This is a genomic window from Rosenbergiella metrosideri, from assembly GCF_022602565.1.
In the GTDB taxonomy this organism is placed as follows: domain Bacteria; phylum Pseudomonadota; class Gammaproteobacteria; order Enterobacterales; family Enterobacteriaceae; genus Rosenbergiella; species Rosenbergiella metrosideri.
In genome coordinates this window covers 150,549-164,101 of record NZ_JALBCV010000003.1, presented here as the reverse complement: position 1 = coordinate 164,101, position 13,553 = coordinate 150,549, and the positions used below count along the sequence as shown (strand labels likewise).

The following is a 13,553-nucleotide window of genomic DNA, read 5'->3' as shown; positions in this document are numbered from 1 at the left end:
CATGATAACAAAAACATTTATGCTGACTGACTTAGCGGACACCTTGGCATTAGGTGCCCGCTTAGCAAAGGCCAGTGAGCGAGCAACAATTATCTATTTAGTTGGAGATTTAGGGGCCGGTAAAACCACCTTCAGCCGAGGTTTTTTGCAAGCGTTAGGCCATCAAGGGAATGTAAAAAGCCCTACCTATACGTTGGTAGAGCCTTATGAAATTGATCAGCGTCTAGCCTATCATTTCGATCTGTATCGCCTTGCTGATCCTGAAGAGCTCGAGTTTATGGGGGTCCGTGACTATTTCACGGGCGATGCTATCTGTTTAGTCGAATGGCCTCAGCAGGGAGCCGGTATTTTACCCTCGCCAGATCTGACTATCACCTTAAGCTATCAAGGTGAGGGGAGAGAGGCGGAAGTCGTGGCAAGCTCACCGTGGGGTGAACAGTTATTACAAAAAATTTCTTGTAACGAGGGAGCGGCATGACCTTCAGGCGGCTGATTCTCGTCGTACTATGTTGCCTCGTTAGTCGAGCGGTGGCGGCGGCATCGCTCTCGGATATTCAGGTGGATAATCGAGAGGCACAATCGATAGTGACATTGAGTTTTGCGGATAAGCCAACTTCATCGTGGTTCAGTTTGCATAATCCAGAACGGTTCGTGATGGATATCCACGAAAGCGGGGTCATCAAGGGACTGCCGCTTAATTTTAGTGGGGCCAATCTTGTTAAACGTATTCGCACCAGTCAGCCGCCGAACCAACATGCGATTCGACTCGTATTTGAATTGACCCAGGCTTCAGGCTCCTCGGTCACCACTCGTCAGGTAGGTAACCAGTGGCAAGTGGTGGTCACGCTTCAGGGGAAAACGGCGCCACCCGCAGTGATCGCGGCTAAAAGACCAGAAAAAAATCCGTTTACGTCAACAAAAACAGCGGTGTCGAATACCAATACCACCAGTTATCCCGGTGGGCAAGTCGCCCGTAATCAGGTCGTAATTGTAGCGATTGATGCGGGACATGGTGGGCAAGACCCAGGGGCTATTGGTCAACATGGTTTAAAAGAAAAAAATGTCACCATCGCGATTGCTCGCAAGTTAAAGAAATTTCTCGATGCGGATCCGATGTTCAAACCGGTATTAACCCGTAATGGAAATTACTTTATTTCGGTGATGGGACGTTCAGAAGTGGCACGTAAAGAGAATGCGAGTTTATTAGTATCGATACATGCTGACTCTGCTCCTGTGCATTCCGCCAGCGGTGCTTCGGTATGGGTACTCTCTAATCGCCGCGCAAACTCTGAAATGGCGAATTGGTTAGAGCAAACTGAGAAACAGTCTGAACTGCTGGGTGGGGCTGGAGATTTACTGGCCAATAGTCAGTCCGATCCCTACTTAAGCCAAGCGGTACTTGATCTTCAATTTGGGCACTCACAGCGTGTTGGCTACGATGTCGCAACCAAAGTGCTACAAAATCTCCGTCAAGTCACGCCTTTGCATAAACGCTTACCAGAGCATGCGAGTTTGGGTGTACTGCGCTCACCGGATATCCCCTCACTGTTAGTGGAAACGGGTTTTATCAGTAATGCGCAGGAAGAGAAGCTACTGGGTAATTCTGCTTATCAGACCAAAATCGCGCATGCAATTTACCGAGGGTTACGCGCTTACTTCCGTAGCCATCCATACCAATATATTGCTGCCAGCGAAAACCGCCCCGTTAAGGCTAATCCGGTTCAAGTCGCCTCGCCTCAAGGGGCTCAATTACATGTTGTTCAACGCGGTGAAACCTTATCCGGTATTGCTGCGCGATATGGGGTGAGTAGTCAGGCGATTATTACGCAAAATCATCTTAAAAAATCGGGTGTTTGGGTCGGCCAGCGATTACGGATTGGTGGGGCAAAGACAATGACTCAGTCATCGGCGACCGTAATAAGGCATAAAGTTGTGCGGGGAGACTCGCTTAATGCGATAGCCTTGAAATATGGGGTGAGTGCCCAAACTATTATAACCAAGAATAAGCTTCGTTCCGCCAATGTGATGTTAGGTCAGACCTTAATCATCCCGCAATCGTAGCCGGAAGAGGTCGCTGCAGAGGATCTTATATGCCAATCCAGATATTACCGCCGCAGTTGGCTAACCAAATCGCTGCTGGGGAAGTGGTAGAGCGCCCAGCCTCTGTGGTAAAAGAACTGATTGAAAATAGCCTAGATGCTGGGGCAACGCGTATCCATATCGAGATCGATAAGGGCGGCGCCAAACGGATTGCGATTCGGGACAATGGCTGTGGCATTGATAAGGAACAGCTCTCCTTGGCGCTTGCTCGCCATGCGACGAGTAAAATTGCCTCGTTAGATGATCTTGAAGCGATCATGAGTCTAGGATTTCGTGGTGAAGCCCTCGCCAGTATTAGCTCGGTTTCTCGACTTACCCTGACTTCACGTACGGCGACACAGCAAGAAGCGTGGCAGGCTTACGCCGAAGGGCGTGAGATGAACGTCAGTCTTAAGCCTGCCGCCCATCCATGTGGGTCGACCCTAGAGGTCTTGGATTTATTTTATAATACGCCTGCTCGCCGTAAGTTTCTGCGGACCGAAAAAACAGAGTTTACCCATATCGATGAGGTCATTCGGCGTATCGCGCTCGCGCGTTTTGACGTCGAATTTATACTGACCCACAACGGTAAGCCGGCGCGCCACTACCGAATGGCGAATAATGAGAAACAGAAACAGCAGCGGCTGGCCGCGATCTGTGGCGCCAACTTTGTCTCACAGGCCGTGCATATCGATTGGCAACATGATGGCTTGGGTATCGAAGGGTGGGTGGTATCGCCCGATTATGCGCAACAGGCTAGCGAAACCCAATACTGCTACGTTAATGGTCGGATGATGCGCGATAAGCTGATTAATCATGCGATACGCCAAGCCTATCAAGAACATATCGGCCAACAGCAAACGCCAGCATACGTGCTTTTCCTCACGGTGGACCCTCATCAAGTTGATGTAAATGTCCACCCGGCAAAACACGAAGTTCGTTTTCACCAGTCACGGTTAGTGCATGACTTTATCTATCAAGGTATTGCCAGTGCATTAACACCGGCTGAACAGGGGGGAGCATTAGAGCAGAGCCAGCCTGCGCAGCTCTCTCAGCCAGTGATTGCGGAGAACCGGAGTTCGGCGGGTAAGAATAAATTCACACAGCCGAGTCAACCGGCTGAAGGGCAGCGTCATTACTCGCCAGAGCCGTATCGTAAGAAAGAGGCCGATGTGTATCAGCGCTTAGTCCGTTCGACGCCAAGAGTGGAGGAGGCCGCTGTTGAGCCTCTCAAGGCTGAGTGCTTCGAACCTTTAGCTGGCCATACACAGGGCTTTGGGCGAGTGCTTACCGTTTGTGAGCAACGCTTTGCGCTACTTGAACGTTCAAGTGGCCTCGCATTGCTCTCTTTAGCCAAAGCAGCAAGTTTGGTATTGGCAAAGCAGCTGAATCCAGCCACCCAGCCACTGGTCTCGCAGCCCTTACTGATCCCATTACGTGTGAAAAGTAGCGCGGCAGAAAAGCAACTGATTACTCAGCATAGCGAGTTATTGCAACGCTTCGGCATCGATCTGCAAAGTGATGGCCACTACAGTACCCTGCGTGCAGTGCCTTTACCTTTACGGACTCAGAATTTACAGCAATTACTGCCAGAACTGATTACATGGCTGTCCTCAGTCTCTGACATTAATCAAAGCGAGTTAGCAACTTGGTTGGCGGGTAAACGTGTCAGCACTGACTCCACGTGGAGTCACTCGCAAGCGATTAGCCTGTTAGCTGATTTAGAGCGGCTGGCTCCCGAACAGGTGAGTACCCCGCCAGCGGGCCTCATTCAACCGTTATCCTTAGCCCCTTTTTTTGAAGTACTATTAAATGAATGATATGACCTCCCCATTACCTAAAGCCATTTTTATTATGGGGCCGACAGCATCGGGTAAAACAGCCCTAGCCATTGAGCTAGCAAAAACCTTGCCCGTTGAAATTATCAGTGTCGATTCCGCACTGGTCTATCGCGGTATGGATATTGGCACGGCTAAACCGACTGTGGCTGAGCAGGCTGCCGCCCCTCATCATCTATTGGACTTGATTGATCCCAGCCAAAGTTACTCTGCGGCCGATTTTCGTCGAGATGCTTTACAAAAAATGGCTGAAATTACGCAGCGTGGGGCGATTCCTATATTGGTGGGGGGAACGATGCTTTACTTTAAAGCGTTGCTTGAAGGCTTATCGCCTTTACCTTCTGCCAATCCTGACATCCGTCAACACTTGGAACAACGGGCAAAATTTGAAGGTTGGGAAACTCTTCATCAAGAACTTTGTCTGATAGATCCTAAGGCTGGAGCAAGAATTCACCCTAATGATCCACAAAGACTGACGCGAGCACTGGAAGTTTTTCTCATTTCAGGTAAAACTCTAACAGAGTTAACTGAAACGGCGGGGGAAGCGCTTCCGTACGACGTTTACCAGTTTGCTATCGCTCCGCAAGACCGTGAAGTGCTTCATCAACGGATTGAAATGCGTTTTCAGCAGATGCTGAACGAAGGATTTGAAGATGAAGTCAGAACGCTTTATCAGCGTGGTGATCTTCATGTTGATCTGCCTTCTGTGCGTTGTGTCGGTTATCGACAAATGTGGTCATGGCTTGACGGCGAAATAGATTATAATGAAATGGTTTTCCGTGGCATATGTGCCACTCGCCAGTTGGCTAAGCGACAAATGACCTGGTTGCGAGGGTGGAAAGCACTTGTTTGGCTTGATAGCCTGCAACCCGATCAGGCTCGTGAGAAAGTTTTAAACGTTATTCGTGCTATAACTGATTGATTATTTACAATCTTCAGGCATGGTATGCCATAGCGGTTTCTAAACTCTATAATAATTACACTACGAACGTATAAGGAAAAGATAGAATGGCTAAAGGGCAATCATTACAAGACCCGTTTTTAAACGCTTTGCGTCGCGAGCGTGTACCCGTCTCTATTTACTTGGTTAACGGCATTAAACTTCAAGGGCAAATTGAATCTTTCGATCAATTCGTCATTTTATTAAAAAATACCGTCAGCCAAATGGTTTACAAGCACGCTATCTCAACCGTCGTGCCATCGCGCCCTGTTTCTCACCATACCAATGCGCCAGGTAGCAGCAATTATCATAATAATGGCACTGCTGGTACTGGTTCACACCATGAAGGTGAGTCTGCAGAGTAATTTTCTTTCGACCGGAGAGTTTAGGCTCTCTGGTTGTCATCCTTTCAGTGAGGTTATCGCTTGTTTGAGCGTTATGATGCCGGCGAACAGGCCGTTTTAGTTCATATCTGGTTTGCACAAGATAAAGAAAGCGAAGATCTACAAGAGTTCGAAACACTTGTCTCTTCCGCAGGGGTTGAAGCCCTGCAAGTTGTTACGGGAAGCCGTAAATCCCCCCACCCCAAATATTTCGTTGGCGAAGGTAAAGCAGAAGAGATCGCGGATGCGGTCAAGGCTACTGGGGCCAGTGTGGTGATTTTCGACCATGCATTAAGCCCTGCCCAAGAACGGAATTTAGAAAGACTGTGTGAGTGTCGAGTGATCGATCGCACAGGGCTTATTTTAGATATCTTTGCGCAGCGAGCGCGCACGCACGAAGGTAAATTACAGGTTGAATTGGCCCAGTTGCGCCATTTAGCGACCCGATTAGTCCGTGGTTGGACGCACTTAGAGCGTCAAAAAGGCGGTATCGGCTTACGCGGTCCTGGTGAAACACAACTTGAAACAGACCGACGCCTATTACGTAATCGCATCACTCTAATTCTCTCTCGACTGCAGCGAGTCGAAAAACAGCGTGAGCAGGGTCGACAGGCACGGGCCAAAGCTGATATCCCAACCGTATCGCTGGTAGGCTATACCAATGCCGGCAAATCGACACTATTCAACAGTATTACCTCGGCAGAGGTCTATGCGGCTGACCAACTTTTTGCGACACTCGATCCTACTTTACGGCGCTTATCGGTAACAGACGTTGGCGAAGTGGTATTGGCCGATACCGTAGGGTTTATCCGCCATCTTCCTCACGATTTAGTGGCTGCATTTAAGGCGACGCTACAAGAAACCCGTGAAGCTACGCTGTTATTACATGTGATTGATGCAGCCGATTTACGTGTGAATGAGAATATTGAGGCGGTCGACGACGTCTTGGCGGAAATTGAGGCAGACGAAATTCCTGCTTTGCATGTCATGAATAAAATCGATCAATTAGAAGGGTTTGTGCCACGTATTGATCGCAACGAAGAAGGTGTTCCAATACGTGTCTGGCTTTCTGCTCAGAGCGGGTTAGGATTACCTTTGCTGTGGCAGGCGCTTTCAGAACGGCTTTCAGGCGAGATTGCCCAGCATACTTTGACGCTTCCTCCGGAAGCAGGTCGTCTTCGTAGCCGTTTTTATCAGCTTGATGCAATTAAAGAAGAATGGAATCAGGACGATGGATCCATCGGTTTACAGGTCCGTTTACCGATCGTCGAATGGCATCGTCTTACTAAGCACTATCCGGCTTTATCAGATTACGTCGTAAAATAAGTATTCGGCCCCTAGAGTGGGGCCTCCACAATGTCACTAAATGGAGATTAGTATGATGTGGAAACAAGCGGGTAGCCAGGAAACCCGGTGCAGTGCATTGGCGCAGAATAGCGGCGCTGATTCTCAACAACCAAGCTTACAACATGGTCCCCCAGACCTTGAAAAACTCTTTCGTCAGGCGATAGCAAAATGGTTTACGCTATCAGGACGACGTCGGCAGGGGGCTTCCCCTTCTTCACCCTCCTTCTCAACACTTATCCCCGTTGCATTAATCTTACCCGGCTTATGGGCGGTGAGTGGCTTTTATACCATTGGAGAGGGCGAGCGTGGGGTGATTACCCGATTGGGGAAATATAGCCACCTCGTCGACCCAGGGTTAAATTGGCGACCAGCTTTGATTGACCGGGTGACCGCTGTCAATGTTGCTTCGGTCAAAGAGTTAGCGGCGACAGGAAGCATGTTAACGGCTGATGAAAACGTGGTCCGGGTGGAAATGAACGTCCAATATCGGGTGGTCGATCCTGTGCGCTATCTCTATTCCGTCGTGAATGCTGAAGATAGCTTACGCCAGGCGACAGATAGCGCCTTACGTGGCGTGATTGGTCGTTCGACAATGGATCGGGTGCTGACCGAGGGGCGAACGATTGTGCGAAGCGAGACCCAACGGGAAATCGAACAGACGATGTTACCGTATCAAATGGGGCTAGCCGTCCTTGATGTAAACTTCCAAGCTGCGCGTCCGCCGGAAGAGGTTAAGGCCGCATTTGACGATGCCATTGCCGCGCGTGAAAATCGAGAACAGTATGTGCGTGAGGCAGAAGCTTACGCTAACGAGGTTCAACCTCGCGCGAATGGGCAAGCACAACGGATTCTTGAAGACGCGCGGGCCTATAAAGCGCGTACTGTTTTAGAAGCCGAAGGGGAATCTGAACGCTTTAAGAAAATTTTACCGGAATACCAGGCTGCCCCAAAAGTAACCAAACAGCGGCTTTATCTAGAAACGATGGAGAAAATCCTCGCGCATACGCCTAAGGTCCTTACGGGGCAACAAGGCAACACCCTAAGTCTGCTTCCGCTAGAGCAGTTGTTAAAATGGCAAGACTCCGCGCAAACGACGTCACAAAACCAAATAAAACGCCTTAAGACTGAGTCAGCAGGATCGACATTGAGTAATTATTCTCGTCAAGGAGGGCGTGATAATGGGTAAAGTCTTACTTGGAACGGGATTAATAGTATTAATGATTCTGTTCAACGCTTGTTTCATCGTTTCCGAGGGGGGACGTGGAATTGTCGTTCGCTTTGGTAAAGTTCTGCGGGACCAGAAAAACATTCCCGTAGTGGTTGAACCGGGATTACATATGAAATGGCCGTTGGTTTCTACGGTAAAGATACTCGATGCACGTATCCAAACGCTGGATAACCAAGCGGACCGATTCGTGACAAAAGAGAAAAAAGATCTGATCGTTGATTCGTACATCAAGTGGCGGATCAGTGATTTTAGTCGTTACTATCTTGCCACGGGAGGCGGTGAAATTTCTCGGGCTGAACTGTTACTTAAACGTAAGTTCAGCGATCGACTGCGTTCGGAAATTGGCCGTCTTAATGTGAAAGATATCGTAACCGATTCTCGTGGGCGATTGACTACGGATGTGCGGGATGCCCTGAATAAAGGTAGCGCTGGCACCGAGTATGATGAGCTTGAGCAGTTGCCTGATTCTGCTGATAGCCTACATAATAATAGTATGGCAGCCTTAGGGATTGAGGTTGTCGATGTGCGGATTAAACAGATTAATCTTCCTACCGAAGTCTCTGAAGCCATTTTTAATCGGATGCGTGCAGAACGTGAGTCTGTGGCGAGAAGCCAACGTTCTCAAGGTAAAGAAGAGGCCGAAAAATTACGCGCTCAGGCCGACTATGGTGTGACCAAAACACTCTCTGAAGCGCAAAAACAAGCGCTGATCATTCGTGGAGAGGCGGATGCTGAAGCGGCGAATATCTTTGCCAGTACCTATTCGCAAGACCCTGAGTTTTTCGCTTTCTTACGTTCGCTCTCTGCCTACGAGAAAAGCTTTGCTTCGAGCAATTCACTACTCTTTATCGATAATAACAGCGAGTTTTTACGCTTTATGCAATCGCCCTAACGCTGCAATTATTATCAATTCCTAGTAGACTGTAGGGGTCGGTGATTTTACCGGCCCTTTTTATTGTAAGGAACCCTCATGCACTCAGCTATATGGACGGCCGTTTCATTATTATTAATCGTGGAAGGGTTAGGTCCCATGTTATTGCCTAAGGTCTGGAAAAGAGGCTTACTTACGTTGATCAGTTCACCTGAAAAGCTCTTAAGACGCTTCGGCGGTGCCTTTGTCGTGGCGGGAGTCGTGATATTTTATATGATTTATAAGTAGTATATAGTATATAAAACTGCGAATAAGTTATTTTTGCAGTGAATATTTTGTCTAAATAAAAAAGCGACTTTCGCTTATTAAAAAAGCTGAAACCGAGAAAAGCTGGTGGTAGAATCCATTTTTAAGCAATCAATGGTTTTAGAAAATGGGTAATAATGTTGTCGTACTTGGCACCCAATGGGGTGACGAGGGCAAAGGTAAAATTGTAGATTTGCTGACTGAGCGCGCAAAATATGTCGTCCGCTATCAAGGTGGGCACAATGCTGGTCATACGCTCGTCATCAACGGTGAAAAAACCGTTCTTCACTTAATCCCTTCAGGTATCCTACGTGATAATGTTACCAGCATCATCGGTAATGGTGTCGTGCTCTCTCCAGAAGCTCTGATGAAAGAGATGAAAGGCCTGGAAGATCGTGGTGTCCCAGTACGTGAACGTTTACTGATTTCTGAAGCTTGTCCGCTGATCCTGCAATATCATGTTGCTATGGATGTGGCGCGTGAAAAAGCGCGTGGCGCTAAAGCTATCGGCACCACTGGCCGCGGTATTGGTCCAGCGTATGAAGATAAAGTCGCACGTCGTGGTTTACGCGTAGGAGATCTCTTTGATAAAGAGACCTTCGCCGTTAAGCTGAAAGAGATCGTCGATTATTACAACTTCCAGTTGGTGCACTACTACAAAGAGCCAGCGGTTGATTACGATGCTATCTTAAATGATACCTTAGCCATGGCAGATATCTTGACCTCTATGGTTGTCGATGTCTCTGACCTGCTAGATAAAGCACGCTTACGCGGCGACTTCATGATGTTTGAAGGCGCGCAAGGCACGCTGCTCGATATCGACCACGGAACCTATCCCTATGTAACCTCTTCCAACACCACGGCAGGTGGCGTGGCAACAGGCTGTGGTTTAGGCCCTCGTTACGTTGATTACGTTTTAGGGATCGTTAAAGCCTACTCTACTCGTGTCGGTGCAGGGCCTTTCCCAACAGAATTATTCGATGATATCGGTGAGTTCTTAGGTAAGAAAGGTAACGAGTTCGGTGCTACCACCGGCCGTCGTCGTCGTACAGGATGGTTAGACATTGTTGCGGTACGCCGTGCTGTGCAAATCAACTCCCTGTCAGGCTTCTGCTTAACCAAACTGGATGTCCTTGATGGATTGAAAGAAGTTAAGATCTGTGTGGGATATCGTTTACCTAACGGTAAAGAAGTTGATACCACGCCTCTGGCAGCAGAAAATTGGGAAGGTTTAACGCCAATTTATGAAACGATGCCAGGTTGGGATGACAATACCTTCGGTGTTAAAACCCGTGATGGTCTGCCACAAGCAGCCCTGAATTATATTCAGCGCATTGAAGAATTAACGGGTATCCCGGTAGACATTATCTCTACGGGTCCTGACCGTAGCGAAACGATGATCTTACGGGATCCGTTTGACAGCTAATGTGATAAGAATGGCCGGTACAATACCGGCCATTGTTTTTCCCTCCTACCTGACTAAATCTTCCTTGCAATGTTCTCTGTGTATTGACCTACAAACAAAAGGCCCGCACTATCGAGATTGGTTTATAATTCAGTTGAGCCATTTATCTTTTCGTCCTGAATATTTATTGAGGCAGATGTGCAACTGACCAGTTTTACTGACTATGGGCTACGAGCATTGATATTTATGGCGAGTTTGCCCGCTGGCAAAATGACAACGATTACTGAAGTCAGCGAACTTTATGCTATTTCTCGCCACCATATGGTTAAAATTGTTCATAAGTTGAGTCAGGAAGCCTTTATTCAATCAAGTCGAGGAAAGCAGGGAGGAATACGCCTTGCCAGGCCTGCAGAATCAATCAATATCGGGGACGTCGTCCGTCGTTTGGAACCCCTACAGTTGGTCGATTGTGACCACTGCTTAATTACACCGTCCTGTCATTTGAAAAGGATACTCGCACAAGCGATGAAAGAATTTCTCGCTGAGTTAGACAAATATACCCTAGCGGATATCGCAAATGACGGGAACTTGAAACGGATTTTCAACGCTGAAATTTCCGTAGAGAACTTATACTAGAGACATTGGAGGACCCTATGTCACAAGATCCCTTTTTACAACGGGAAACGGAAAAATATGAAAATCCGATCCCGAGTCGCGAGTTTATCCTCGCCCATTTAGAAAAACGTGAAACGCCCGCTCGTCGTGATGAAATCGCAGCGGAGCTGAACATTACCAGTGAAGAGCAACTGGAAGCATTACGTCGACGCTTAAGGGCGATGGAACGTGATGGTCAGTTAGTTTTCACCCGCCGCCAATGCTACGTCTTGCCCGAGCGTTTAGACCTTATCCGCGGCAAAGTGATAGGCCACCGAGATGGTTATGGCTTCTTACGTGTTGAGGGGCAGAAGGATGATTATTATCTTTCGGCTGAACAGATGAAGCTTTGCTTACATGGCGATATTATCTTGGCCCAAGCGGTGGGGGCTGATCGTAAAGGCCGTCGCGAGGCCAGAATGGTTCGTGTGGTAGAGCCTCGTAACCCACAAATTGTTGGGCGCTACTTTACCGACGCGGGCGCGGGCTTTGTTGTCCCTGATGACAGTCGTCTCAGTTTCGATATCTTAATCGAAGCCGATCCTGCGATGCAGGCACGCATGGGGGCGGTGGTCGTGGTGACCTTAGAAAAACGGCCTACACGTAGAATGAAAGCCATCGGTAAGATCACTGAAATCCTCGGTGATGAGATGGGAACGAGCCTTGCGGTGGACATGGCCCTGCGTACTCATGAAATTCCTAATGAGTGGCCAAGTGACGTCGACGCAGAGATCAGTCATCTTAGTGAAGAAGTCCCCGAAAGCGCAAAACACGGGCGTATCGATTTACGTCAACTGCCGTTAGTGACTATTGATGGTGAAGATGCACGCGACTTCGATGATGCCGTGTATTGTGAGAAAAAGCGCGGCGGTGGATGGCGACTATGGGTCGCGATTGCCGATGTGACCTACTACGTCCGACCTGGCACGGCACTGGACCACGAAGCCGAAAAACGCGGGACCTCAGTTTACTTCCCAACACAAGTGGTCCCGATGCTGCCTGAAGTCTTGTCAAATGGGCTTTGCTCGTTGAATCCGCAGGTGGATCGTCTCTGCCTCGTCTGTGAGATGACGATTTCCGCACGCGGCAAATTAACCGGCTACAAACATTACGAAGCGGTAATGAACTCTCACGCTCGGCTGACTTACAATAAAGTCTGGTCGATTCTTGAAGGCGATGAAGCGTTACGTGAACAATATGCCCCTCGGGTGAAAGATCTTGAAGAGCTGTATGCCATGTATCAAGTCTTGGAAACCGCGCGTACGCAACGTGGCGGTATCTCATTTGAGACCGAAGAGCCGAAGTTTATCTTTAATGCGGAACGTCGCATTGAACGTGTCGAGCGTCTGCGCCGTAATCCTGCACACAAGTTAATCGAAGAGTGCATGATTCTGGCCAATATTGCCTCGGCACGCTTTGCCGAGAAGTACCAAGAGCCAGTGCTGTTCCGTGATCACGACCGTCCAACAGATGAAAGTATCAAAAGTTTTAGGAAAGTACTGGGCGAACTGGGGCTAACCTTGACTGGCGGCAATAAACCCACGCCACTTGATTATGCAGAGTTACTGACCGCGGTTGCAGACAGACCCGATGCGGAAATGCTGCAAACGATGTTACTACGCTCGATGAAGCAGGCCATTTACGATCCTGAAAATCGTGGGCACTTCGGTTTAGCCTTGACCTCTTATGCGCACTTTACGTCGCCGATCCGTCGTTATCCAGATCTACTGCTGCACCGCTCACTTAAATATTTGATTGCTAAGGAGCAAGGACAGCCTGTCGATACGCTCACACCGGGGGGCGGTTGTCACTATGATATGCAGCAGATGTTGCAGTTAGGTCAGCACTGTTCATTAACGGAACGGCGGGCTGATGAAGCGACACGCGATGTGGCTGACTGGCTAAAATGCGACTTTATGCAGGATCAGGTGGGGAATACCTTTACCGGCATTATTTCTAGCGTGACTAATTTCGGTTTCTTTGTTCGACTGGCTGACCTGTTTATTGACGGGCTGGTGCATGTGTCGACCTTAGATAACGATTACTACCGTTACGACCAAATTGGTCAGCGTTTAACCGGAGAAGCGAGCGGCCAAGTATTCCGTTTGGGCGATACGGTCGAGGTGCGGGTTGATGCGGTACATATGGATGAGCGTAAGATCGATTTTGCGCTGATTTCAAGTCAACGCAAACCGCGTGGTGAAGGCAAGACGGAAAAAGATCGGGCGAAGAAAACCGCTTCCGGCGCAGGGAAAAAACGCCGCAATGCGGGTAAAAAAGTTAATTTTGAACCAGACAGTGCCTTTCGCGGGACCAAGAAAAAAGAGGGGGTGAGCACCGTAAAAGCGGCCACTAAAAAACCCAAAAAAGTCTCTGAAAAAACACGTAAAATAGCGGAAGCTACGAAAGCAAAGCGTGCAGCGAAGAAAAAACGCGCAGAATAAGCGTAAGCAGAATCTGCTGGCAACCTTGAGTTGCCAGCCCTCTCAAGGCAATTGATAG

At 48.6% G+C, this 13,553-nt stretch carries 12 protein-coding genes; all 12 read left to right on the top strand.

Annotated elements, in window-relative coordinates:
• The first annotated feature begins 1 nt into the window (after position 1).
• The 12 genes from tsaE to rnr all read left to right on the top strand — a co-directional run bounded on the left by tsaE (position 2) and on the right by rnr (position 13,495).
• Positions 2 to 478 (top strand): tRNA (adenosine(37)-N6)-threonylcarbamoyltransferase complex ATPase subunit type 1 TsaE, encoded by a 477-nt coding sequence (gene tsaE, locus MKR94_RS05270; RefSeq protein ID WP_241645890.1) that lies wholly within the window; start codon positions 2 to 4, stop codon positions 476 to 478.
• Positions 475 to 2,061: an N-acetylmuramoyl-L-alanine amidase AmiB gene (gene amiB / locus MKR94_RS05265; RefSeq protein ID WP_241645887.1), complete on the top strand. Its 1,587-nt coding sequence runs from the start codon at positions 475 to 477 to the stop codon at positions 2,059 to 2,061. Before tsaE ends, amiB begins: the two co-directional genes overlap by 4 nt.
• 29 nt (positions 2,062 to 2,090) lie before the next feature.
• Positions 2,091 to 3,899, top strand: a complete 1,809-nt coding sequence (mutL, locus tag MKR94_RS05260) for a DNA mismatch repair endonuclease MutL (RefSeq protein WP_241645884.1) — start codon at positions 2,091 to 2,093, stop codon at positions 3,897 to 3,899.
• Entirely contained in the window at positions 3,892 to 4,839 is a 948-nt protein-coding gene (miaA, locus tag MKR94_RS05255) for a tRNA (adenosine(37)-N6)-dimethylallyltransferase MiaA (RefSeq protein ID WP_241645880.1), read from the top strand. Before mutL ends, miaA begins: the two co-directional genes overlap by 8 nt.
• An 86-nt stretch (positions 4,840 to 4,925) precedes the next feature.
• Entirely contained in the window at positions 4,926 to 5,222 is a 297-nt protein-coding gene (gene hfq, locus MKR94_RS05250; protein WP_071433907.1) for an RNA chaperone Hfq, read from the top strand.
• Positions 5,223 to 5,282: 60 nt separating this feature from the next.
• A complete protein-coding gene (hflX, locus tag MKR94_RS05245; protein ID WP_241645878.1) occupies positions 5,283 to 6,566 on the top strand; it encodes a ribosome rescue GTPase HflX in 1,284 nt (427 codons plus the stop codon).
• Between the two features lie 52 nt (positions 6,567 to 6,618).
• Positions 6,619 to 7,773: an FtsH protease activity modulator HflK gene (hflK, locus tag MKR94_RS05240; protein WP_241645876.1), complete on the top strand. Its 1,155-nt coding sequence runs from the start codon at positions 6,619 to 6,621 to the stop codon at positions 7,771 to 7,773.
• A complete protein-coding gene (gene hflC, locus MKR94_RS05235) occupies positions 7,766 to 8,707 on the top strand; it encodes a protease modulator HflC (protein WP_241645874.1) in 942 nt (313 codons plus the stop codon). Before hflK ends, hflC begins: the two co-directional genes overlap by 8 nt.
• Before the next feature lie 78 nt (positions 8,708 to 8,785).
• Entirely contained in the window at positions 8,786 to 8,974 is a 189-nt protein-coding gene (locus MKR94_RS05230; RefSeq protein ID WP_241645872.1) for a DUF2065 domain-containing protein, read from the top strand.
• A 145-nt stretch (positions 8,975 to 9,119) separates the two neighbouring features.
• A complete protein-coding gene (locus MKR94_RS05225; RefSeq protein WP_241645871.1) occupies positions 9,120 to 10,418 on the top strand; it encodes an adenylosuccinate synthase in 1,299 nt (432 codons plus the stop codon).
• Positions 10,419 to 10,595: 177 nt separating this feature from the next.
• On the top strand, positions 10,596 to 11,033 hold the full coding sequence (gene nsrR, locus MKR94_RS05220) for a nitric oxide-sensing transcriptional repressor NsrR (RefSeq protein ID WP_048912790.1): 438 nt from the start codon (positions 10,596 to 10,598) through the stop codon (positions 11,031 to 11,033).
• 17 nt (positions 11,034 to 11,050) lie between these two features.
• On the top strand, positions 11,051 to 13,495 hold the full coding sequence (rnr, locus tag MKR94_RS05215) for a ribonuclease R (protein ID WP_241645869.1): 2,445 nt from the start codon (positions 11,051 to 11,053) through the stop codon (positions 13,493 to 13,495).
• Positions 13,496 to 13,553 lie beyond the last annotated feature (58 nt).